General features: G+C 70.4%; 26 protein-coding genes, 1 tRNA gene and 2 pseudogenes. 6 read left to right on the top strand and 23 right to left on the bottom strand.

Translation table 11 applies throughout. The features are described 5' to 3' along the window. The first annotated feature begins 72 nt into the window (after positions 1-72). Positions 73-144 (top strand) — tRNA-Arg (locus EF918_RS17240). 189 nt (positions 145-333) lie between these two features. Continuing rightward, positions 334-990, top strand: a complete 657-nt coding sequence (locus EF918_RS17235; RefSeq protein ID WP_125646620.1) for a hypothetical protein — start codon at positions 334-336, stop codon at positions 988-990. Positions 991-1,021: 31 nt separating this feature from the next. Here EF918_RS17235 and EF918_RS17230 read toward each other — a convergent pair whose 3' ends face one another. The 18 genes and pseudogenes from EF918_RS17230 to EF918_RS17150 all read right to left on the bottom strand — a co-directional run bounded on the left by EF918_RS17230 (position 1,022) and on the right by EF918_RS17150 (position 13,698). Further along, entirely contained in the window at positions 1,022-2,482 is a 1,461-nt protein-coding gene (locus tag EF918_RS17230; RefSeq protein ID WP_312847835.1) for a site-specific integrase, read from the bottom strand. Continuing rightward, a complete protein-coding gene (locus EF918_RS17225; protein WP_125646617.1) occupies positions 2,479-2,670 on the bottom strand; it encodes an AlpA family transcriptional regulator in 192 nt (63 codons plus the stop codon). Before EF918_RS17225 ends, EF918_RS17230 begins: the two co-directional genes overlap by 4 nt. A gap of 296 nt (positions 2,671-2,966) precedes the next feature. Further along, on the bottom strand, positions 2,967-4,514 hold the full coding sequence (locus tag EF918_RS17220; RefSeq protein WP_125646614.1) for a YfjI family protein: 1,548 nt from the start codon (positions 4,512-4,514) through the stop codon (positions 2,967-2,969). Between the two features lie 130 nt (positions 4,515-4,644). Further along, positions 4,645-5,574: a bifunctional DNA primase/polymerase gene (locus EF918_RS17215; RefSeq protein WP_125646611.1), complete on the bottom strand. Its 930-nt coding sequence runs from the start codon at positions 5,572-5,574 to the stop codon at positions 4,645-4,647. Positions 5,575-5,658: 84 nt separating this feature from the next. Beyond that, on the bottom strand, positions 5,659-5,817 hold the full coding sequence (locus EF918_RS38230; protein ID WP_260610290.1) for a hypothetical protein: 159 nt from the start codon (positions 5,815-5,817) through the stop codon (positions 5,659-5,661). A 540-nt stretch (positions 5,818-6,357) separates the two neighbouring features. Continuing rightward, positions 6,358-6,735: pseudogene (locus tag EF918_RS38225) on the bottom strand (DNA cytosine methyltransferase); the annotation flags it as partial. A gap of 143 nt (positions 6,736-6,878) precedes the next feature. Then, on the bottom strand, positions 6,879-7,397 hold the full coding sequence (locus tag EF918_RS17205) for a hypothetical protein (RefSeq protein ID WP_125646605.1): 519 nt from the start codon (positions 7,395-7,397) through the stop codon (positions 6,879-6,881). Positions 7,398-7,406: 9 nt separating this feature from the next. Beyond that, a complete protein-coding gene (locus tag EF918_RS17200; RefSeq protein WP_125646602.1) occupies positions 7,407-7,589 on the bottom strand; it encodes a hypothetical protein in 183 nt (60 codons plus the stop codon). 5 nt (positions 7,590-7,594) lie between these two features. Beyond that, complete coding sequence (locus EF918_RS17195) at positions 7,595-7,858, bottom strand: hypothetical protein (protein ID WP_125646599.1); 264 nt, start codon at positions 7,856-7,858, stop codon at positions 7,595-7,597. Between the two features lie 155 nt (positions 7,859-8,013). Then, on the bottom strand, positions 8,014-10,083 hold the full coding sequence (locus tag EF918_RS17190) for a cell division protein FtsK (RefSeq protein WP_125646596.1): 2,070 nt from the start codon (positions 10,081-10,083) through the stop codon (positions 8,014-8,016). Between the two features lie 87 nt (positions 10,084-10,170). Continuing rightward, positions 10,171-10,371, bottom strand: coding sequence for a DUF6257 family protein (locus EF918_RS17185; protein ID WP_125646593.1), 201 nt, complete (start codon positions 10,369-10,371; stop codon positions 10,171-10,173). Between the two features lie 81 nt (positions 10,372-10,452). Next, positions 10,453-10,833, bottom strand: coding sequence for a DUF6251 family protein (locus EF918_RS17180; protein ID WP_125646590.1), 381 nt, complete (start codon positions 10,831-10,833; stop codon positions 10,453-10,455). 14 nt (positions 10,834-10,847) lie between these two features. Then, entirely contained in the window at positions 10,848-11,120 is a 273-nt protein-coding gene (locus EF918_RS17175) for a hypothetical protein (protein WP_125646587.1), read from the bottom strand. A 26-nt stretch (positions 11,121-11,146) separates the two neighbouring features. After that, entirely contained in the window at positions 11,147-11,536 is a 390-nt protein-coding gene (locus EF918_RS17170; protein WP_125646584.1) for a DUF3307 domain-containing protein, read from the bottom strand. Positions 11,537-11,553: 17 nt separating this feature from the next. Continuing rightward, entirely contained in the window at positions 11,554-11,889 is a 336-nt protein-coding gene (locus tag EF918_RS17165) for an RRQRL motif-containing zinc-binding protein (protein WP_125646581.1), read from the bottom strand. Then, complete coding sequence (locus EF918_RS17160; protein ID WP_125646578.1) at positions 11,886-12,764, bottom strand: DUF2637 domain-containing protein; 879 nt, start codon at positions 12,762-12,764, stop codon at positions 11,886-11,888. The genes EF918_RS17165 and EF918_RS17160 overlap by 4 nt, the downstream gene beginning before the upstream one ends. Then, the gene (locus EF918_RS17155) at positions 12,761-13,402 is read right to left on the bottom strand and encodes a GGDEF domain-containing protein (protein WP_125646575.1); all 642 of its coding nucleotides are present in this window, start codon (positions 13,400-13,402) and stop codon (positions 12,761-12,763) included. Before EF918_RS17155 ends, EF918_RS17160 begins: the two co-directional genes overlap by 4 nt. Continuing rightward, entirely contained in the window at positions 13,399-13,698 is a 300-nt protein-coding gene (locus tag EF918_RS17150; protein WP_125646572.1) for a hypothetical protein, read from the bottom strand. The genes EF918_RS17155 and EF918_RS17150 overlap by 4 nt, the downstream gene beginning before the upstream one ends. Positions 13,699-14,550: 852 nt before the next feature. Here EF918_RS17150 and EF918_RS17145 point away from each other — a divergent pair. Together EF918_RS17145 and EF918_RS17140 are read left to right on the top strand one after the other, a co-directional pair. Continuing rightward, positions 14,551-15,291, top strand: coding sequence for a helix-turn-helix transcriptional regulator (locus tag EF918_RS17145; RefSeq protein WP_125646569.1), 741 nt, complete (start codon positions 14,551-14,553; stop codon positions 15,289-15,291). A 2-nt stretch (positions 15,292-15,293) separates the two neighbouring features. Further along, positions 15,294-15,767, top strand: coding sequence for an NUDIX domain-containing protein (locus tag EF918_RS17140; protein ID WP_125646567.1), 474 nt, complete (start codon positions 15,294-15,296; stop codon positions 15,765-15,767). Here EF918_RS17140 and EF918_RS17135 read toward each other — a convergent pair. The 4 genes from EF918_RS17135 to EF918_RS17120 all read right to left on the bottom strand — a co-directional run bounded on the left by EF918_RS17135 (position 15,760) and on the right by EF918_RS17120 (position 18,410). Continuing rightward, positions 15,760-16,323 (bottom strand): HD domain-containing protein, encoded by a 564-nt coding sequence (locus tag EF918_RS17135; protein WP_125646565.1) that lies wholly within the window; start codon positions 16,321-16,323, stop codon positions 15,760-15,762. The genes EF918_RS17140 and EF918_RS17135 overlap by 8 nt on opposite strands. Before the next feature lie 26 nt (positions 16,324-16,349). Continuing rightward, positions 16,350-16,757, bottom strand: a complete 408-nt coding sequence (locus EF918_RS17130; protein ID WP_221889719.1) for a GntR family transcriptional regulator — start codon at positions 16,755-16,757, stop codon at positions 16,350-16,352. 360 nt (positions 16,758-17,117) lie between these two features. Next, a complete protein-coding gene (locus tag EF918_RS17125; protein WP_260610286.1) occupies positions 17,118-17,636 on the bottom strand; it encodes a nuclease-related domain-containing protein in 519 nt (172 codons plus the stop codon). A gap of 192 nt (positions 17,637-17,828) precedes the next feature. After that, positions 17,829-18,410 (bottom strand): cupin domain-containing protein, encoded by a 582-nt coding sequence (locus EF918_RS17120; protein WP_125646559.1) that lies wholly within the window; start codon positions 18,408-18,410, stop codon positions 17,829-17,831. An 80-nt stretch (positions 18,411-18,490) separates the two neighbouring features. On the opposite strand from EF918_RS17120, the gene EF918_RS17115 reads away from it, so the two are divergent. Both EF918_RS17115 and EF918_RS17110 read left to right on the top strand, forming a co-directional pair. After that, positions 18,491-19,447 carry a LysR substrate-binding domain-containing protein gene (locus tag EF918_RS17115; RefSeq protein ID WP_125646557.1) on the top strand — a complete coding sequence of 319 codons (957 nt, stop codon included), beginning with the start codon at positions 18,491-18,493 and terminating at the stop codon, positions 19,445-19,447. 259 nt (positions 19,448-19,706) lie between these two features. Next, a complete protein-coding gene (locus tag EF918_RS17110; RefSeq protein WP_125646555.1) occupies positions 19,707-20,696 on the top strand; it encodes an XdhC family protein in 990 nt (329 codons plus the stop codon). Between the two features lie 310 nt (positions 20,697-21,006). On the opposite strand, the pseudogene EF918_RS38220 reads toward EF918_RS17110, so the two are convergent. Beyond that, positions 21,007-21,163 (bottom strand): annotated as a pseudogene (locus EF918_RS38220) (plasmid stabilization protein); the annotation flags it as partial.

Genomic DNA, 21,163 nt, shown 5'->3' with positions numbered 1-21,163 from the left:
CCCCAAACCCGTTCCTGATCACCCCCACGGAGCTGGTAGTGTTCTACCCGTCGCCGCGAGAGCGCGACCCCCGCCCCCGTAGCTCAGGGGATAGAGCAACGGCCTCCGGAGCCGTGTGCGCAGGTTCGAATCCTGCCGGGGGCACTCCAGCAAGCACAGCGCGATCAAGTCGCTGACCTGCTGAAGTGCCAAGAACAAAAGCCCGGACTCAGTCCCACTGAGTCCGGGCTTTTGTCGTTGTTACGCACTGGTCCCGTGTGAGGGGCGTGTGAGGCGTCGCCGAAGCAAGCGAAACACCGCGCGGACCTCTCGGGCACCTGCTTGGATCACGTCATGCTTCTCAGTGCATCAGATCCCTTCTACAAGTCTGGGACATTCTGGGCTGCGGGCGCCGTTGTGGCCGCCCTCCTCGTCGGCGCGGGCACCATGTGGGCCGCGCTCCGCGCCGCTAACCCGAAGCGACGCATAGAGTTCTGGATGAAGGACACCCCCCTCCTGCGCGACCACCGCACCCTGAGCGGCCACCTCGAAGTGCTCCGGAATGGCTCGACCCTGGCAGATCCCCGTTTGGTCCGGGTGCTAGTCCGCAACTCAAGTCGGCGAGACGTCGCCAGTGCAGCTTTCGACCAGGGAACACCCCTGCGGATGAATCTTGGGGTGCCGATCCTTGATGTCCTGAGCACCGAAGTGAAACCTGCTACTGCACAAGCTCCACCCTCGGCAGTGGATGGATCCGAGCTTCGAATCGGCCCCGGCCGGATCGGACGCGGGAGTCAGGTCACATACCTGCTCCTCGTCGACGGCAGGCCCACATTTTCCTGTCAGCACTCGCTGATTGATGTAACAGTTACGGAAGCCGAAGACATATATCTCACTGGCACGATGGTTCGCACGAGGTCCCGCGGAAACGTGTTCGCCCTCGGTGCGGCCGCTGTTGCCGCTATCCTGACGTCATATCTCGCTCCCCTAATCGAGGACTGGTTGAAGTAGATGCCCCGGGTGCCGAACGCGATCACTCTCATCACTCCCCCCACCCCATCGCTTTCGTGATCTTCGCATTGTTGAGTTCCTCGTGCCCGTCGATACACCCTTCATAGCGCCGGTGGATCACTTCCGGAGAATTCCCGGCTCGGCGGGCAACTTCAGCTACCGGAACACCAGCGTTCAGCCAGTTCGTGATGCAGGTATGCCTCAGGTCATACGGCCGACGAGCCAGCAGTGACATGGCTTTGTCTGGCGGGAGGGCCAGTAGCCGCGCTTCCTGCCAGACCCTCCAATAGCTGGATGTTCCGAGCACTCCCCCACGCTCGTTGGCAAAGAGCCTGCCGTCCTTGGCCGTCCCGAACTCCTTGATGTGATCGCGGAGCATCGCTACCAGGATCGGCGGTATGGGCACCGGACGGTCGGCCTTGACCTCGCGCGACTTGAGCCCCCGCCTGTCGTGGCGATGCCCGGAGTCGGTCCACTTCTTGCCGGATACCGGCCGCGTCTCTCGGAGCGTGAGGGTGCCCCACCCCTTCTCGGGCAGGTAGCAGTCCTCCTGCCTCAGCCCGACCGCCTCCGCCGGCCGCATCGCCGCGTACAGCTGGCAGCCGAAGAACGCGACCAACCTCCGTCCTCGGTTCCGGTGGATGGATCCGACGTAGGAGACGGCGGTGAGGAGCTGCGTCCCTTGGGCGGCGTTGACCAGGACCCTGGGGTCCACCACATCGTCGCTCTTGGAGACGGACCGCTTCACGCTGGCGAGCGGGTTCGCGTCCAGGTAGCCCGACTCGATCGCGTACTCCATGGCCGTGTTGAAACCGCGCCGACGCCGCTTGTAGGTCTCCCCGGCCGCCGGGGTGTCGTCCAGCTTGAAGGAGAGCCGGTACTGGACGTCCCGCAGCACCTTCGGATCTGTGAGGTCCGAGAGGGGCCGCGAGCGGTGCGAGAGCCACGTACAGGGCGCCACCAGCTCGGGCGGGGGCTCCTCGCCCTGGTGGGCCGGGACGACCGCCCAGCGCACAGCCAGCCGCACCTCTTCCGGCGTCGGAGCCTTGGCTCCGTCACCCATCATGGCGATGGCCACCGTGGCGAGGCTGTCAGCCAGCCCCTCGCGGGTCTTCGCCGCGGCCGTCCGCCACCGGACCGCCATGTACTCGCGGCTGAAGTCCCACCAGGTGGGGTCCGGCCTGGTGTTCTCCTTGGCCGCAGCCGCGCGGAGTTCGGACTCCGGCAGGCCCGATTCCACGTCGAACGGCTGGCCCTTGGTCATCGCGGCCCACAATTCCGCGCGGCGGCTCTCAGCGAGCGCCACCGTGGCGAAGGTGGCGTGCCGCACCTTCCCGGCAACGACCCAGCGCAGTTGGTACGGGGCTGATTTGCTGGAAATCTTAGTGATCTTCCAGATCCGAACATCCGTTGTCAGGGTGAGTTCGGCCGGCGGTCCCGGGTCCCCACCATCGCGGGGGCCCGGCACCTGCTTGGTCTTGCGGTTGTTCACGCGGCTTCCTCCAGGGTTGCGATCCAGCGCTCCAATTCCGATCGCCGGATTCGCACCGAGCCGTTCGGGAGCTTGATGGCCTTGGGGCCCTTCCTGCACTGCCGCCAGCGGTAGAACGTTGCGAGCGGCACGCCGATCTCTTCGACTACTTGGGGGATGGTCAGCATTTCGTCGCGGGGCTTGGCCACGGTGAGGCTCCTTCGAGAAGCAGAGAGCTGTGGGCGAGAAACACCGGAGTCACTGACAGAACCGGCAGAACCTGCCCCACACGCCCACTGACCTGCTATTTCAGCGATTTCGAGGGCCGTGACAGAACCTTTGAAAACTCTGACAGAACCTCCGGCTCCGGTCTCTAGCGAACCCAGAGGGTGAGTTCTGTCGGAGTTTCCGGAGGTTTTGTCACGGCGCTCACGAACAGCGTTCACGCAGGTCAGCGGGGCAAGGCTGGGGTTCTGTCAGTTGTGTCGGTCCGGCTGGGCTTGTGTCACTCGCCTCGGGCGAGGCGGGGGTGCGCGTCGTACTTCGGGGAGGGCGGCCGGCCTCCGCGTCCGGTGCGCGGGGGCGGGGGCTGCTGTCGCAGCCAGCCGTGTTCCTCCAGCAGGGCCAAGGCGGGGTCGAGGTCGGCCATGGCCGGGAAGTCCCCGCGGGAGAGCTGCCGGAACAGATCCCGCTTGGTGAAGCCGGTCAGCCGGGCGTCCCGGATGTGGGCGAGGACCTGGTGAGCGGCTTCCTGGGCGGGGTCCGCTCCCATGGCGTCGAACACGTGCTGGGCGTGCGCCGTGAAGTAGTCCCCAAGGCGGGCCGCGTCGGCGAGCGTGGCGGCCTCGATCGGGCGCGTCCATCCGTTGTCGGTGTGCGTCGCGAGGTGGAGCAGCCCAGCAATACGGGCGACCGCTCCGTCTCGCTTGCTGGCCCACTTCACGATGGCGGCGAGCGAGCCGCCTTTGCCGATCCGGGACTCGGTGACCTTCTGGTACGCGAGCATGACCGCGTCGGCCTCGGGCGAGAGGGTGAGCACCGCCGGGTCGGTCCAGCCGTTCATCGCCATGGCCAAGCCCCCGAGGTGGCGGGTGTAGGCCTCGGCCACATCGTCCGGGATGAGGTCCGGCGTGAGGTTCCGCCGACCGACCAGAGATTCGGGCTGCGCGTACAGGAAGCGGGCCAGGAGTCCGCGGCCGTCGGCGCCTTTGATCTGCCCGATGGACTCCAGCACTTCGGGCTGTACGGCCAGCCCCATCGTCACCGCAGGGTGTTCGATGTGCTGGGCCTCGCGGCCCTGCCGGTTGACCCGCACCATGTCCCCGGCATGGCCCTTCAGGAAGATCTCCATGTTGGGCGCTCCGCTGTAGCGGCCCGCGATGATGTCGAAGATGCCGCCCTCCGGGGAGAGGACGGAGATCCGTCCCTCCTGTTCGGTGAGGAGCGTGGCCAGGTTCTCCGGGGTCACGTCGTCCGCGACAAGCTGCGGCTTGCAGGGAACCTTGATCTCCTCGGCGGCCTGGGCGAGGGCGACGGCCTCGGCGGTGAGCTGATCCCGCATCCCTGCTTCGGCGTTCGCGGCCTTGGCCGCTGCTTTGTCGGCCGCGGCCTTGGCGAGTCGGGCGGTGGTCTCGGCCTCGGCGCGTGCCGGTCCCGAGAGTTCCACGAGCGCCTTCTCCACGGCCATGAGCGGTTCCGTCATGAGGGCGAACACTGCGCTCTTCCGGTTACCCGGGTCCAGCGCGACGGCGGTGTAAAGGTTGACCGGCTCGCGCCACCGGCCGCGCACGCAGACGGTGGCCCGTCCGCCGGCCGCCGTGGCAATGACCGCGAGGGCCAGGCATCCGGCGAGGTCGGCGGGTGTCTGGGTCTCCTCGGCTACGGCGGCCACCATCGCGGACAGCCACGGCGGGAGGGCGTCCACGGGGAAGGGGGGCAGGTCACGGCGGCCGGTGAGCGGTACCGGCTCGTCCCAGACCGGCCCGGTCAAGTCCTCGGCGGCAAGGGCGTCGAAGCCAGCCCAAAGGTCGGCGTCGGTGGGCTGTGCGGTCATGCGGCGGTCCTGCCTTCCTGCGGGTCACGGCGAAGGGCTGAAAGGACGGCCTGACGGCCGACGACCTTCAGCGCGCTACAGCCGCCGTGGGCTGCGGTGGATGCGGCGGGGCTCGGGTTGTCCGTGGGGGTCATGCCGCCACCCCGGCGGCGTTGCGGCCGCTGCGGCGGATGCCGTCGCGGATGCTGGCCGCGACGCGGGACGGCGCCAGCCCCTTGGCGAGGGCGACCCCCGTGAGCGTGTCGGTGACTTCCTGCTCGGTGAGGGTTCCGGCCGCGATGAGCCTGCCGAGGGCGTACGCCGCGTTGTACAGCATGGTGTTCTGGGTGCCCGTAGCAGCGGCTTGCAGCTTGGCGACCTCGCCGTTCAGGGCCGCGGCCGCGTAGCGGTCGGCCCGTCCGATCCGGGACCGGATGACGGCCGCGCTGAGGGGGGCGGGTGCGGGCGGCGGGGTGAGCAGGTCACAGAGCCACGTGGGGAGGGGGGCCGGGGGCGCGTCGTGAATGATCTCGTACGGCGCTCCGCCGACGATGCTGCCGGCCGCGACCACGTACCCGCCCCAGGCTCGCGTGTCGACCTTCCACCCAAGCCGCCCCGCGCTCCCACGTAGCTGCTTTCCGGCGGGGGCGGTGAAGTACAGGTGCTGTCCGCCGCGGCGGGTCCGCACGGTGAACGTCTCGGTCGGCAGCCGCTCGCCGACGCGCTCGCACAGGGCGGCGAACACGTCGAGTCCGTCGTTCATGCCGTCCCATGCGGGCGGTGGGGTGTCGGTGGCGTCCTTGGGGATATCGAGGTCCACGACCAGGAGTCCGGCGGGGCCCGTGGCGATACCGACGTTGTACGGAGCCGCCTGCCAGCACTGCGCGATCTGTCCCGGCTCCAGGGTGGCGCGCTGTTCCGGGGTGCGGTGACCGTCCGCGCACCGACCGGTACGGGGGCAGTTGCGTTCGGGGTGGCCCGCGGGCCGCTTGTCGCCGGGGCGGAGGGGGAAGACGGGCCAGCCGCGCTCAGCGGCGGCGAGCGCTGCACTCAGCAGCGCGGGGGCGAGAGTTGGTGTCATGCTGGGGGTCTCCTGTTTCTGTCGAAGGGACGGAGAACCGGGGCGGTCGCGGTCTTTGGCGAGAGGCGACCGCCCCGGGCGTTTCTAAGCGGCGCTGGCGTGCTCTCCCGTTCCGGTGGTGCGGAGAAGGGAACGGAGGGCGTGGACAGCCTGCTGCGGGACCACTCCGTTGCCGAGTGCCTTGAGCTGTGCGGTGCGGGAGAGGCCGGGTACGTCGGTGACGTGGCCGGCGGGAAGGCCCATGAGCCATTCCACGAACGGTGGTGCTAGGCGTCCCAGAGCGTCAGTTGGCCCGGGAGCTGTCCGTCCGAGGACGGACTCCCACCGAGCGATGGCGGGACCGTACTCGCCCCAATGCGGTGCGCCGCCGAGGGAAGGGTGAGGTCCCCCTTGCTGCCCCGCTGATTCGGGCCGCCCTTCTCCCCGTCCGAGGCCCGAGGTGTCGGGAGTAGCTGGCCGCTGTACGCCACGTCTGTGAGCGTCCATCCGAGGTGCACGTTCGGGTTGTGCGCCTTCCGGTCGGCGGTAGCGTTCCTGGTTCCGTGAGAGTCCGCGACCGTCGGGGTCGGCAGGAGCGAGATGGCGTGCCGCAGGTTCATCCCGCCCTGCGCCGCGTGCCCCGCCCCGGCCGCTTCCGAGGTCGATGGGGTCGGCAGCAGAGACGTGACGGCCGTGGGGAGTTGTCCGCTCTGTCCCCCACCGCGCCAGTCCCGGGCGGCCGGTGTCGGCAGGCCAGGCGAGGACGAAGAGCCGGTTGCGCTGGTGGGCGGCGCCAACGGCGGACGCGCGTACAGTGCCCCAGCGCGCATCGAACCCGAGGGCGGCAAGGTCGGCGAGGACGGTGTCGAATCCGAGAGAAAGGTGCCCTGAGACGTTCTCAAAGACCGCGAGTCGGGGTCGAAGAACGCCAAGGGCACGGGCGATGTCGGGCCAGATGTGGCGGGCGTCATCGGTTCCCTTCCGGTGGCCAGCGGTGCTGAACGGCTGGCACGGGTAGCCGCCGAGGACGACATCGACCGGCGGCACCGCCGTCCAGTCGACGGCGGTGATGTCGCCCAGGTTGGGCACGCGCGGGTGGTGGTGGGCCAGGATGCGGGCGGCTCCGGGGTCGTTGTCCGCGACCCATTCAAGGGTGCCGCCGAGCACCTGCTGTACGGCCATGTCCAGGCCGCCGTAACCGGTGCACAGTGACCCGAGCCGCAATGCGACGGGAGGACTCATAGGGGGTTCTCCTGTTTCTGTCGAAGGGACGGAGAACCGGGGCGGTCGCGGTCTTTGGCGAGTGGCGACCGCCCCGGGCACAGCTACTGCTTGCCGATCCAGAGGGCGTACTCCTGGCGGACGTAGCCGCGCGGGTTCAGGAACGCGGTGTCGCTGTCCGGGTCGTGCGGGTGTCCGTGGTACCTGCTGTCACCGCGGGAGTCGTAGACGCGGAACCGATGGGCTGCCTGGATGGCCGCTTCCAGGGCGTCACCGCGCGCGCCGTTGCGTTCGTCGGCCAGGGCGATCCGGTCGAGCAGGGCGGCCTTGCGCAGCCAGAACACCCGCGCCTGATCCGGGTTCGCGGAGTCGAGTGCGTCGCGGACGTGACGCGCGGTCCATCCGATCTCGCTGATCACGGACGGGGCCTTGGCGTAGGAGGCTTCCGGTGAGGGCCACAGCCGGGTGTCGTCGGGGCGGTGTTCGGCGGTGAAGTACAGCCGCTCCTTGCCCGGGGTGCGCGAGGCGAGGCGCCGGGCCGGGCTGGTGGCGAACGTCCGGCCGCGGTCGGTGGTGATCCGGTTGGCGTCGGTGGGGTCGCAGATGATGCGGATTTCGAACATGGGCGGTCCCTAGAGGTTGGGGATGGCGTTGATGAGGGCGCGCAGGGCGTCCAGGGCGGGTTCTCGGATGGGGGTGCAGGCGAGGAGGAACCCGAAGAGGGCGGCGACGATGGCGGAGCCGTATCCCAGGTGTCCGTTGCGCAGCAGCCCGTACAGGGCGAGGGCGGCCACGGCGAGCAGGGCTATGACCATGAGGACTACCTGCCCTGGCTGGGGTTGGGGCGGGTGCCGGCGTGGTGGATGTCGCGGCCGTGGTTGTGCAGGCGGCGGCCGATGCGCAGGCGCTTGCCGTGTCCGTGGCAGCGGCGGCAGATCTTCGGCGGCTTGGGCCTGTGGGTGCGGGTGGTGGTGGGGATGGCGCCGATGCCGTCGCACTTGCGGCAGTTGCCGAAGGGGCTGGCGGCGCACAGGACGGCGTAGGCGCCGAGGGCGAGCAGGGCGAGTGCGCTAGCGGTGAGCATGGGTGGTCCACTCCCGTCGTAGGGGCGGTTTCCGGGGTTGGAGCGGAGGTGCTGCTAGCCGCTAAAGGCCAGGTCAAAGCCGGTTTGTCGTGCTAGCGGGGGTGCTAGACCTAGCAGCGTGGGCCGCTAGGTCTAGCACCGCTGCTTGGGGTGGTTCAGGCGGCCCGGTCGGCGTCTCGGCGGGCCATGGCGGCGGTGATGTCGGCGCGTTCGATGCCGCGCCGGTTGGCGCCCTTGCCGTCGTCGGCCTGGGCCCAGACCTGTCCGGTCTTGATGCCCCAGGGCTTCAGGGCGGCGGTGACGCTTTCGCCCTTCCAGCCGGTGTAGGTCTCCGGGCGCAGCTCGGCGAGGCGGGCGGCGATCCGCTCACACCACACGGCCTTCTCGGCGGCGGGGATGACCTTGAGGACGTCGGCGAGGATGTCCACCCCGGTGCCGGTCTCGGGGCCGTGGCCGGTGGCGTGGCCGGTGACGTTGCCGTACTCCTCCCGGGCCGCGCGCGCCCGGGCCACGATCGCTTCGGCGGCGACCGCGTCCACGAACGCGGAAGCCACGATCTTGGGGTCGTCTCCTTCACCGGCCATCCAGCAGATGCCGCGGTCGGAGCGGGAGAACATCGTGGCCCGGTACCCGGCCTTGTACATCGAGGTGCCAAGGATCATGTCGTTGGCCGGCTGGCCCATGACCTTGAGCGCGAAGCGGAGGACGGCGTTGGCGCTGATGCCGGTGGGCAGGGACTTGGCGTCGGGGCGCTGGGTGCCGAACAGGCCGATGATGCCGAGGGCGGGGCCGCGCTTGGTGACGTCCGTGCAGATGTCTTCGATCTCGGCGCCGTACTTCTCGTGCTCGAAGGCGACCTGGCATTCGTCCAGGCCGACCAGGATCGGGTGCAGTCCGAGTGACTTGTCCGAGGCCAGGTCGGGGGTGACCTTCGACTCCGGGCAGCGCGAGCGCGGCAGGTCCTTGATGACCTTCGCCCGGCGGCGCAGTTCGTCCTTCAGCTCCCGTAGCGACTGCACGACGTATTCGATGTCGTCGTCTTCCTCACCGGCGCGGTAGCGGTGGCAGACCGGCTCCAGCGCGGAGAAGTCGCCGGTGCCCTTGAAGTCGAACGCGTAGAGCTGCGACCTGGGGTCGAGTGCGCCGATCAGGAGGAGCAGGCGCATCAGGAAGGTCTTGCCCATGCACGGGATGGAGCCGACGACCACGGACGCGAACATCAGCGTGACCGCGACGTCGCGCATGCGCTGGTCGTTGCCGAACACCACCGGCCTGAACAGATCCACCGTGCCGGACTTGGCCAGCGGCCAGGCCGGTTTGGTGGTCTCGTTCATCGGCTTGTCCCCGACCCACAGCACCAACCTGCCCTCATGCTCGGACGGGTCGGGGGACGGCCATACGCAGCCGACCTTGCGGCGCAGACCGGAGGCCAGGGGCTTGCGGGCCTCCATGATGTCCTCGGGCGTCACGCCGTAGGGAAGGTCGAGGTCGGCGCGGTAGCCGGGCCCGTCCCGGACGATCTCCGAGGTGAACCGCAAGCCGTTCATGTTCCCGCCCTTCTTGATGGCGGCACAGATCTTCGCGTTGCCGATGCTGTCCAGGCCCCGCAGCACGATCGACCCCGTGAGCTTCTGAACCTCCGTCTTCAGCACAGCCGGGCCGATGACCTGCTCATCCGGCTGCTGCCCACCCAAGCCGAGCAGCAGCACGCCGCCGGCGGCGAACGCGTACAGGTAGGCAGGGGCCAGGACGTACAGCCACAGGGCGAAGCCGAGGCCGAACACGGCCGCGACCAGGGTGACCAGCCCGCGAAGCCGGATGCGGCCGGACCGAAGTCGGGCAAGGCGCATGTACTCCTCGACGTCCTCGTTGCGGACCGCGAACGCCCGCAGGGGCGCGGCTTCGCGGTCCCACACCCACCGGTTCACCGACGCCACGAACCGGCACGCGCCCCGCGGGGAGCGGGCGGCCAGACGGGCGGAGTACACCGGAACGCGTACGCCGTGGAAGAGGGCGGCGTAGCCGAGGTTGGCGCCCGCGTGGCGGGCGGTGGCGGTGAAGTCGCGCCGGTTGGTCAGCCAGCCCGCAAGGACCGGCTTGCGCTTCTCCACGGTGACCTTCGCGTCGGGCAGGTTGGGGTTGTCGACCATCTTCGGCACGACCAGTTCGGTGTCCGGGTCGGGCACGGCCCGAAGATGGGGCGAGGGGTTGTGCTGATCGGTCATGCTGAGAGTCCTTGTCTCCTCGATGAGCGGACAGGGGCCCCGGGGCGGCCAGGTTCCTTGGCCGGGAAGGCCGCCCCGGGGGCACCGCTACTTCGACTTGCGGCCGTTCTTCTCCGCCTGCTCCATGCGCTTGCGGGCGGTCTTCTCGATCCGGTCGGCCCTGCGCTTCAGATCGCCGATGTGGACGTTGTCCCCGGCGATACCGCGCTTGGCCATCCGGGCGACGATCCAGGCGAGCTTGGCCTTCTCACCGGCGGTGAACTCCACGTCGTCCCAGGTGCCAGCCATGACGGGTGTCCTTCCTGGGCCGGGGCTGTCCCGACTCCCCTCACCACCCGGACACGGGGTCCGGGTGGATCGGGCAACCGGTCAGCCGCGTCGGCGGCGGGCCTTGCGCACGTTCTTCGCTGCCGCCGCGCCCTCGGGGCTTCCCACGGACTTGACGACCGTGTGGACGCCCCAGCCGAGCATCAGGGCCAGGAACGCGAGGAAGGCCAGGTTCGCGGCGATGGCGGTGAGCGCGCCGACCAGGAGGGGGCCGAAGTAGACGCCGGACGCGACCGCGCCAGCTCCGATGCCGGAGCCGAGCGCGATGCGCTGCACGGTGCGGTCGGGCGGGGCCTGGTGGATGTGCTGGTGCACGACCTGCGGCCCCGTGTAGGCGGCGGGCACCTGGTCGGCGTAGACGTGGCGGCCGTCCGCGAGCCGGACCACATGGGCCGGGCGAACGGGTTCGGGGAGGTGGTTCATGGTGCCCTCCGCGGTTAGAGGTCCGTCAGGGCGGCGGTGGGGATCTCGTAGATGTCCGTGACGAAGTCGGCCCCGCTGTAGTGGCCGGGGCCGTAGTGGACGTGCGCGACATGCAGGGCAACGCCGTTGCGGTCGCAGGTCTCGTAGACGCTCACGGTCGCGTCGTTGCGGCGCCCCCGGCGGATGCACTGCCGGGCCGTGAAGGTCGTGATGGCTTCAGGGCGCCACCGGATGATGCGGGACTCCCCGGTACGCAGGGCAAGGCTGTAGACGGTGACGGGACGCACGGACGGTGCTCCTTCGGAAGTCGGCTTCAGGCAGCGAGGAAGAGCGCGGCCACGGTCAGGGCCAGGACGTGGGCGGTCTGGTCGACGTGCGCGGCGCCCCCGTGCTCGGCCCACTTGGTCTGACGGGCGAACCGCATCCACGCCGCGACCGGCCAGCGGCGATCGATGAAGGCGTGCGTCGCCCCGATCCACACCACCGCGACCACGGCACGGAGCACGGGAAGATGCCACCCCAGCACCAGCGACCCGACCGCGAGCATCAGCCCACACACCACGGTGTGGGTGGCGGCGTGGGTGAGGTTGGCGGTCCAGCCCGTGCGGCCGCATGCGGCCTTGTGGGCGGCCTGGTGGTCGGTCTGGAAGGGGTAGTCGGCGAGCAGGTGACCGACGAAGAGCAGGAACGCGATCTCAGGCATGACGAAACCCTTCGAGGTCAGGCAGCGTTGGGCTGGTCGGGGTAGGCGCACGGGACGCACTCGCCGAGCGAGGCGGGGATGACGTATCCGGCGTCGCGCCGGCAGGTGGGGCAGGTACGGCGGGCGGCGTTCGCCCTGTCCAGTGCCGCGCGCTTCGCTGCGGTCATCGGGCGGACCGGGCGGGCCAGGTCGACGCGGTAGAGGTAGGCGACCAGCGGGGCGCGCCGAAAGCGCGGGCGCTGAAGCTCGGCGACGACGTCTTGACCGCCGGGCCGCAGGCCGGCCGCGCGGAGCTGGCGGCGGGTGGCCAGCCCGTCCGGCGCGAGGCGCCACGGGTAGACAGGAAGGCTCATCCGGCGATCACCACCTCAGCGGCGGTGTTCTGCTCCCGCTCGGCACGCAGCACGTCGCGGAGCATCCGGCCGTTGGCCGGGGACGTCCGCAATGTCTGACGCAGCCGATCGGCGGTCAGCTCCTTCACCGACCACGACTCAGTCAGGGCCCGAGCCTCGGCCAGCAACTCGTCACGGGATCGGGTCGTACGGGTCGACCGGGCCGACTCCGGAACCCGACCAGTCGCCCGACGCGAACGCGGCCGATCGGCAGCGACCGCCACGGTCGGCAGGACCGGCACGGTCACCGGATCGGCATCGGCCGCGACCGGATCCGGCACCGCCTCCACAGCCGGGGCCGACTCCGCGACGACCGCAAGGGCGGGCGGGGTGGCCTCATCACCGGCCGACTCCACCCGGTCAGAGATAGACCGATGTGCATCGGTCTGTGCTAATTTCTCCGCATCCGATCGGGTCTGCGGTCGGTGATGGAGGACCTTTCCGACCAGATCGGATCCGAAGTAGATCGATCCGACCGGCAGCGACGCGGCCAGCAGCACCAGAACCCAATTCAGGAGATCGCCCTCGGCAAGGCGGACCCAGTCGGCTGAGGATCGGCCGTGCAGTCCGTGCACGTAGTTCAGTACCAGTGACGCGATCGTGTACGCAGCCAGCACCCGCAGCGCGAACCGCCGATCGGCCCCCGTCAGCACGAGAGCGGCCACCAGGGCCAGGGCCATCAGCCCGTCGACCACGAACGGGTAGATCCCCGACGTGGTGTCGTTCAGCCCGATCACCCGGGCCACATCCCGCAACGCGTTCCAGGAGACGCTGAACGCCATCCCGACCACCGCGACCAGCGCAGCGACAAGCAGGGTCTTAGCAGTGCGGTTCATGCAGCATCCCCCGTCCCACGACGGCCGGCGCGGCGACCGTTGACCGTCGCCCGTTCCGGGGTGCGGCTCAGAGCATTCAGCCACGGGGCGCCCCCGCGCTTGGCCCGGTACATCTGCTCGTCCGCCAGCCGCAGCAGCGCCGACACATCAGCCGTCCCGCTTGCCGGGTCGTGGTCGACGGCGCCGATGGAGGCACCGACCGAGAAGGTGTGTCCCTCTGCCTCGATCGGTGCTTCGAGCCAGTTGGTCAGCTGGTTCAGTGTCCAGACCAGATCCTCACGACTGAACACCCGTCCCACGGCGGCGAACTCATCCCCGCCGAGCCTGACAACCACGCCCTCGTATTCGTCCGCCCAGCGGCTCAGCCGCTGCCCGGTGACTCGGAGCACCGCGTCACCCGCCGCGTGCCCGTGGGTGTCGTTGATCTCCTTGAACCGGTCGAGGTCGATGACGTAGACCGCGCCGGACCTCCGGGCCAGCATCCGCGTGGCGCGCTCGGCGAACGCGTCCCGCGTCAGTAACCCGGTCAGCGGGTCACGGCGGGCGGCCTCGATCCGGCGCCGCAAGCGGAGGCTGTGCAGGGACCATCCGGCCGCTACCGGAAGGGCGGCCGACAGGGCCGTGAGGGTCTGGCTCATGCCGCGGCCCCCTTGCCGAAGCGGGCCGGGCGACGGCCAGCGGGCCGCCTGATGAGCGGGACGACGTTGAACAGCTCCGGGGCGCGGACCTCGATCACCCGGGCGGCGATCCGGCTCACGTCGTCGGGCAGGTCGGGGTTGTCAGCGAGGATGTCCCGGGCCGCGTCCAGACGGGCGGCGCGCTCCTCCTCGCTCTCGCCCTCCACCCCGAGCCACAGCTCCAGCGGGGTGCCCAGGGCCAGTTCGATGAACTCGTTGACGCTGACGGCCTCCTGGCCGCCGATGTACGCACGCATCACTGCTCTCCTGAAGTCGAAGGGACACCGGGGCGGTCGCGGTCTTTGGCGAGAGGCGACCAGCCCCAGAGGTGGAACCCGAACAGCGCGGCTCCCCACGCCCCGCCCGTACGTGACGGGCGGGGGAGGCAACCGGCCGCAGCGCTGCGAGCGCTGCGGAAGGGTGTGAGGGACGCGCGAGCGGCACCGGGCCAGGGCCCGATCCGCCTCGCGCGGCGGCCGTACGGTGACGCGAAGGGCGCGGCCGGCCGTACCGGTCCAGTACGGTCGGCGCCCGCAGATGTCGGAGGAACACAGCGGCCTCCAGGTCGGAAGGGCGAGGCTTCACCGGCACGCCGTTGCCACGGCGCTCCGGTCCCGAGCCTGAGAATCGGGCGCGTCATCGTCACTGCTCTGACGCCAGCAGGGCGGCGCGTACCGGGTGGCGCCCCCGAGGGGACGTTCTCCAGAGCCAGCACGCGGAGGAAGTGGCCGCCGGCGACAACCCGTCGCCACGGGGACGGGGATCACGCCCCGCCTCGTCTCACTTGGCACGCTGTTCAGTTCTGAAGGATCGAGTGCTTCCTTCCGACCCCTTTCGAGGGCCCTCCGGGCACGGCTCGCTACAGGCATCGATGCAGGTCAGCAGCCAGGAAGCCGTCTCGCCGCATGCGATACACGGTTGAACATGTATCTCACATTGGCGGCCCTGATTGCGCTTGTCAAGCTCTTCGCTTAACCGGGGTTCCGCTCGATGTGCCTTCAGAGTGCCGTCAGGGGTCGGGACGAAGTCACCGCGTCCCTGGACGACTTGGGACGTCCTCGGTAGCGTTCCGGGGGTCGAGTACGTCCCTGGACGTCCCTGGGGGTGGGATGGCTAACGAGCGCTTGCGATCCGCGATGCTGACGCAAGGCATCACCGTGGAAGCCCTGGCAGAACACGTCGGGGTGGACCCCAAGACCGTGGAACGCTGGATCACCAAGGGTCGGGCGCCGTACCGCAGGCATCGCCTGACGATCGCGGCCATGCTGCATGAGGACGAGTCGTACCTGTGGCCGGACGGCTTGCCCGACACGCAGCGCAAGGACGCGGCCGACGCCGAGGTCTTGAAGGTGTACCCGCACCGGTCCTACGTGCCAGCCGAGCTGTGGCTCCAGATGTTCGGCAGAGCCGAGCGAGAAATCGGCGTACTGGTGCACGCGGGCGTCTTCCTCGCCGAAAACCCTCGATGGACGCAGCTCCTCAAGCTGAAGGCCGCTCAGGGAGTTCGGGCCCGCATCCTGCTCGGCGACCCGGAAAGCCCGGAGATCCAGCGCCGCGGCATGGAAGAGGAAATCGGAGAGGGCGTGGCCTACAAGGTCCGCGAGGTGATGAAGCTGTACCGCCCGCTCTACTCGGTGCCGGGCATCGAGTTCCGCCAACACAGGTCGACCCTGCACAACTCGCTGTATCGCTCGGATGACGAGTGGCTGGTGAATACGCAGGTGTACGGGGTAAGCGCGCCCCTGACCCCAGTTCTCCACCTGCGCCGAGTGGCTGGCGCTGAGCTGGTCTCGACATATCAGCAGAGCTTCGAGAAAGTCTGGACCGAAGCCGTCCCCCTCGAAAGGTGACCATGAGCCGCCGCACCGACTACTTCAACGACCCTTCCGCCCCGAAAGCCAACAGCATCGTGCCTGCGGTCACGGCCTTCGTCGTCAACGACGCGGGCGCTGTCCTGATGGAACGCAGGTCGGACAACGGGCGCTGGGGAATGCCGGGAGGCGTTCAGGAAATCGGCGAGAACATCGCGGGAACGGTGGTCCGAGAGGTCCGGGAAGAGACCGGCATCACCGTTGAGGTCATCGGCCTGGTGGGCATTTTCACCGACCCAGGGCACGTCATCGCGTTCGCGGACGGCGAGGTTCGCCAGGAGTTCTCGCTCTGCTTCCGCGCCCGGCCGGTCAGCGGCGAGATCAAGGTGAGTTCCGAATCCCTTGAAGTCCGATGGGTCCCTCGATCCGAGGTCGATGCTCTCGACATGTCGCCGACCACGCGCCGGCGCCTCGAAGAGGGCTTCCGGGAGTCCCCGGTTCCCCGGATCAGCTGAGCGCCGGCCACTCCGCCTCGGCGCGACGCTGCCTCACCCGAGCCACCCGGGCCAGCAGCTCGGGCCGGGCCGCGGAGACGGCTCGATAGACGACGTGCTCAGGGCCGTAGCGGTCCAGCACTTCCGTCAAGCGCTCGCCGGGGTCCACCAGGGCGCCGGTGGGGCTGCTGGTGAGGTCGCAGAAGGTGATGGCATCCACCAGAGCAGACTCTGCGGGCCCGAACTCCGCGAGGGCATCGTTCAGCCCAAGCTCGGACGCCTCCCACGGCGACGACGTGTGGAAGGCCACGAGACTGCACAGTCGTGGATCGGCTCCGACCACATCGCGCAGGTACCGGGCCCCGTCAATCATGTGCTGCCCGGTGTCGACGGCGGCCCGGGCGTAGCCGACATCGTGCACGATCGCCGCCGCCGCCAACAGCTCAGCGTCGCCCCCAAGAGCCGGGGCCAGACTCAGGGCCTGCGAATAGACGCGCTTCGAGTGGGCCCACCGGTTCGGCAGGCTCTCGGCGAGCAGCGACTCCGCGAGGTCATGGGCCCACCTGGCTAGCTGCATGTACTTGCCTCCGAGGTCGTTGGGATTCAGGTGGCGCTGCTGACGAATCTTCCTACCCCGTGCCGGGCCCGGACGTGCCCGGACGTCTCCAGCTCCCGGACGGCACGGCGTACCGTGCCGCGGGCGACCCCGTAGGTCTCGGCCATCGCGGCCTCGCTGGGCAGACGGGCGCCGATGGGAAGGGTGCCCTCACGGATCTGCCTCAGCAGGTCCGCCATGATCCGCTCGTACGGGGCACTCTGGGTGGCCCCAGAGATCTGCCGGCCGACCCCGGCGACCGTGGCGACATCCCCGGATTCCTCCAGGGCGCGCAAGGCTCGCCGTACGGTCGTACGAGCCACCCCGAACTCGCGCCCGATCTCGGCCTCGGACGGCAGACCGTCCGCGTAGCGGCCCTCTGCGATCCTCGCTCGCAGCGACTCCGAGATGAGCAAGTAGGTTCCTCGCGGACTGGCCTGCGGCACGCAGCCTCCCTTTCCCGGGCCCTGGCGACGGTGGGCAACCATCCCAGCTTCGCACGGTCGGCACCTCCCACCGAAGCCGTCGCGCCAGCTTCTGAGGGGGGCGCGGCGCACCCTCGCGTGTGACTGGCGTGTGGGTTTCACACGCGCGTGATCTTGAGAGGCTGTTCATGCAGGTCAGGACCGGTCTCCGCCGATACCTGATCATGCCCTCCGGAGCCGTGTGCGCAGGTTCGAATCCTGCCGGGGGCACTTCGCAGGAAGTGCCTGAAGACCCCGTGATCAGCGGAAACGCTGAGCGCGGGGTTTCTTCGTGCGTCCGAAGCAGCTCGCCTACTGCCGGAGCCAGGCGCGGCGGTGTCGGGCCACGGCGTAGACCCGCTCGACCTGGTCCGGGGTGAGCTTGCCCGAGAGCGGTCCCAGCGCTGCGACTTCTCGTTCCCGGTAGACGCGTACGGCGTGCCGGGTGGCGGCCGAGCTCACCGACTCGACCCCGACGAAGACGAGCACGGGGTCCACGGGCACGGCGTAGCCGCAGTGGCGTTCGAGCACCCGCCGGACGTGAGCCGCTTCGGCCTTACTGGCGGCCGGATAGGGCAAGGGCGGACCGCCGTTCACTTTGGCCATGTCGTCACCGACCCACGCGGAGGCACCGGGATGCCGTTTGGTGTTGACCGCGAAGACCCCGCCGGCCCCGATCAGTACATGGTCGATGTCCCCGCCATTGGCCTTGGGGACCCCGTGCAGCACTCGCCAGCCGTGCGGGACGAGCCGTTCCCACTCCCGCCCGGCGCGTCGTTCCCCTTCCAGTCCCGCGTACCACGTGTCCCACTCCGTGGAGCGGCGCAGCAACTTGTTCCAGGAACGCTCCAGGAGCGACGGCCCTCGCGCCGCGACGGTCCCGATGAGTTCAGCACCCGGCCGGTTGCGTGCGAGGTCGTCGGCGGCGGCGCCGATCCGGCCCGCACGGTCACCCCGCCAGGAGGGTGGCCAGGGGCCAGTAGGCCGTTGCCATGGTCGTCGCCGTCGTTGTTGTCGGCGTTGTCATTGGCGAGCGCCGTTCGGGCCGTTTCCGCCGTCTGCGGATTTCCTGGCTCGTCCGGCTCCTTGGTCGTGCCCGGCCCGCTCGCCTTCCTCGTCCTCTGCCGTCGTCGTCGCGTAGCGGGTCATCAAGGTGGGGGGCGGGGGCGTGGTGGTGACGTGGTGTTCGAGGTCTCGGAAGTACTGGACGTACAGGTCCGGGGTGAAGGTGCTGAGCATGACGGCCGGGTGGTCCGTCACGTTGGCGAAGGAGTGGGCGGCGCCCGGGGGGACCATGACCAGGGTGCCTGCGGGGGCGTCGACGTGGCCGGAGGCCACCGTGAAGCGGACCGAGCCGGAGATGACGTAGAAGCCCTCGTCGTGCTCGGCGTGGCGGTGCAGGGGTGGGCCGGGGGTGTGCGGGGCGAGGACGGACTCGGCCAGGGCGAGGCGGTGGCCGGTGGTGCTGCCGTCCTCGAGGATGCGCATGCGGGTCGTGCCCAGGACGATCTTTTCGCCTTCGTCCGGGCCTACGACCGACACCGCCGGTAGGGGGTTCGGTCCGGGTGGTGCTGCTGCCGGCGTCGGCTCGTCGTCGTTCGTCATGTGGTGATTCAACGGGCGGGTGCGCGGAGGCGTCCAAGGCCTGTACCGGGAGGTCGATGCACGCTGGGTATCGTGGCTGCATGGAGCTGCGCGCCCTGCGCTATTTCGTCGCGGTCGCCGAGGAGTTGCACTTCGGACGCGCCGCTGCGCGGCTGCACATGAGCCAGCCGGCGTTGAGCCGCGCGGTCAAGCAGCTGGAGGCCGAGGCCGGGGCGCTGCTGTTCGTACGGTCCTCTTCGGGGGTCGCGCTGACCGCCGTGGGGGCCGTACTCCTGGACGAGGCGCGGGAGTTGCTCGGGCGGGCCGAGCGGGTCCGGGAGCGGGTGCGGGTGGCTGCGGCGGGCGGTGCCAGGACCCTGACCGTCGGTTTCCTCGGGGACGCCTCCGATCCGGACGCCACCGCCCTCGCGCAGGCCTTCCGCCGGCGCCATCCGGACGTCGAGGTCCGGATCCGTGAGGCCGACCTGACCGACCCCACCTGCGGGCTGCACGCCGGAGCCGTCGACGTGGCCCTGACCCGGGCGCCGTTCGACCGGACCGGGCTCGCCGTACGGGAGCTGCGCGCCGATCCGGTGGGGGCGCTGCTGCGCGCCGACGATCCCCTGGCCCGGCGGGAACGGCTGGAGCTGGCCGACCTGGCGGGGCGCCGCTGGTTCCGGTTCCCGGAGGGCACCGATGCGCTTTGGCAGGCTTATTGGAGCGGCGGGCAGGGGCGTGAGGGGCCGGTGGTACGGGCGGTGCAGGAGTGCCGGCAGGCGGTGCTGTGGAACGGGACGGTCGGCATGACCCTGGTGGACCACGGGCCGGGGGGTGAGGGGCTGGTCGTCGTACCGCTGGCCGACATGCCACCCAGCCGAGTGGTGGTCGCCTGGCGGGGGTCTCCCTCCTCCTCTTTCTCCTTCTCCTCCTCTTCCTTCTCTGCCGATTCTGCTTCCTCTTCCTTCTCTGGCGATGTCGCTTCCCCTCTTCCTTCGTCCTCCGCCGGCGCTTCCGTGCGGGCGTTCGTGGAGGTGGCCGTCGGGGTGTACGGGAGGTGATCCTCCGGCCTCCGACCTCCGCCCTCGGCCTCCGTCTTCCGGGCCGGGCGGCGCCGGGCGGGATGGTGGACCGTACGAGCGATCGTGGTGCGGCTCGGCGGATCTGGGCCTTGGGTGGGGTCGGCGGGGGTGCCTACTATCCGGGTGAACCCGCGGCCTGGTCCTGGACCGACCCGGTGCATGCTGACCAGGCAGTTCGCGGGACCGATGGGCGCATGTGCGGACGTGTGCGTGCGCGGACGGGATGGGGGCGGCGCTGATGCGCGACCTGGCTCAGACGGCACGGCAGTGGCTTTCCGAGGGGCGTACGGCGTTCCTGGCGCGGCCGGTGGCCGAGCAGGGGTTCGGCCCGCGCGAGCCGGCCGGGGCGCTGTTGGTGGATCCGCGCGGGGGGTGCGTGGGCAGCCTGTACCGGGGCGTGTTCGACGCGGAGCTGGCCGCGGAGGCGGCGGCGTTGCCGGCGGAGCGGACCGCGCGGGTGTGCGAGGTGTCCGTGGGCGGCGACGAGGCCGCGGAGGCCCGGCTGACCTGCGGCGGACGGGCCGAGATCCTGCTCCAGCCGCTGGCGGCGGTGCCGGCCGAGTGGTGGGAGTTGCTGGAGCGCGGCGCCGGGGTGGCGCTGGTGACGCGCCTGGACGAGCCGGCGGAGCACGCCACGAGCGTGGTCGTACGGGCCGTGGACGCGCCGACGAACGATGCCGAGCGGCGGGCCGGGGAGCTGCTGGGCACGCGCCGCGCGGGCCGGGACGCGCTGTACGGGGAGTCCGGGCTGGTGCTGGTCGAGGCGTACCCGTCGGCGCCCTACGTGGTGGTGTGCGGCGGTGGCGAACTGGCCGACATCATCACGCGGCAGGCGCTGCTGCTGGAGTGGGAGGCCGTGACGGTCGGGGCGGCGGCCGAGGCCGAGAAGGAACTGGCGGCGCACGCGGACGCCGCCTGCCTGGTCGTGCTCACGCACGAGCCCGACGTCGACGTGCCGGTGCTGCGGGCGGCCCTGGCCGCAGGGGTCCCGTACGTCGGCGCGCTCGGCTCGCGCCGCACCACCGCCCGGCGCCGCGAGGGCCTGCTGGCCGCAGGGGTGCCGGAGGCTCAGATCGCGCTGGTGCACGGGCCGATCGGGCTGGACCTGGGCGCCCGTACGCCGGCCGAGACGGCCTTGGCGATCTGCGCCGAGATCCTCGCGGTGCTCGGGGGCCGGGAGATCGAGGGCCTGGCCCTACGGAACACGGACGCCCCGCTACGAGGCTGAGCGCCGCCGCCGCTGCGGCGGGGCCGGGCATCGGCCCCAGGGCTTGGGCCCAGCGCCGCCACTGCGGGGGGCGGGCACCCGCCCCTGGGCCTGGGCCGGCCACTGCCTCCGGCGGGCCGACGCCGGCCACCGCCCCGGGGCCGGGGGCGGGCACCCGCCCCTGGCCTGGGCCCGCCACTCCCTCCCGCGGGCCGACGCCAGCCACCGCCCCCGGGCCGGGCCGACGCCGGCCACCGCCCCGGGGTCGGGGTCGAGCGCCGCGCCACGGCCGGGCCGCGGCCGGCCGCCCCGGCGGCCCCACCCGGGCGGGTCAGTCGGAGGCGAGGGCTCGTTTCAGTTCGGACTTGGTCATCTCCGAGCGGCCGTGGATGTTGCGGCGGCGGGCCTCGGCGTAGAGCTGTTCGTAGGTCGGGGCGTCGGCCCGGTCGGGGCGGGCCCGGGCGCGGGCGCGGGGGGCGGCGCGGTCG

The sequence above is a fragment of the Streptomyces sp. WAC06614 genome (assembly GCF_003949795.1).
Classification (GTDB): Bacteria; Actinomycetota; Actinomycetes; order Streptomycetales; family Streptomycetaceae; genus Streptomyces.
The sequence above is the reverse complement of the archived record's forward strand: the minus strand, read 5'-3'. Positions and strand labels throughout refer to the sequence as shown.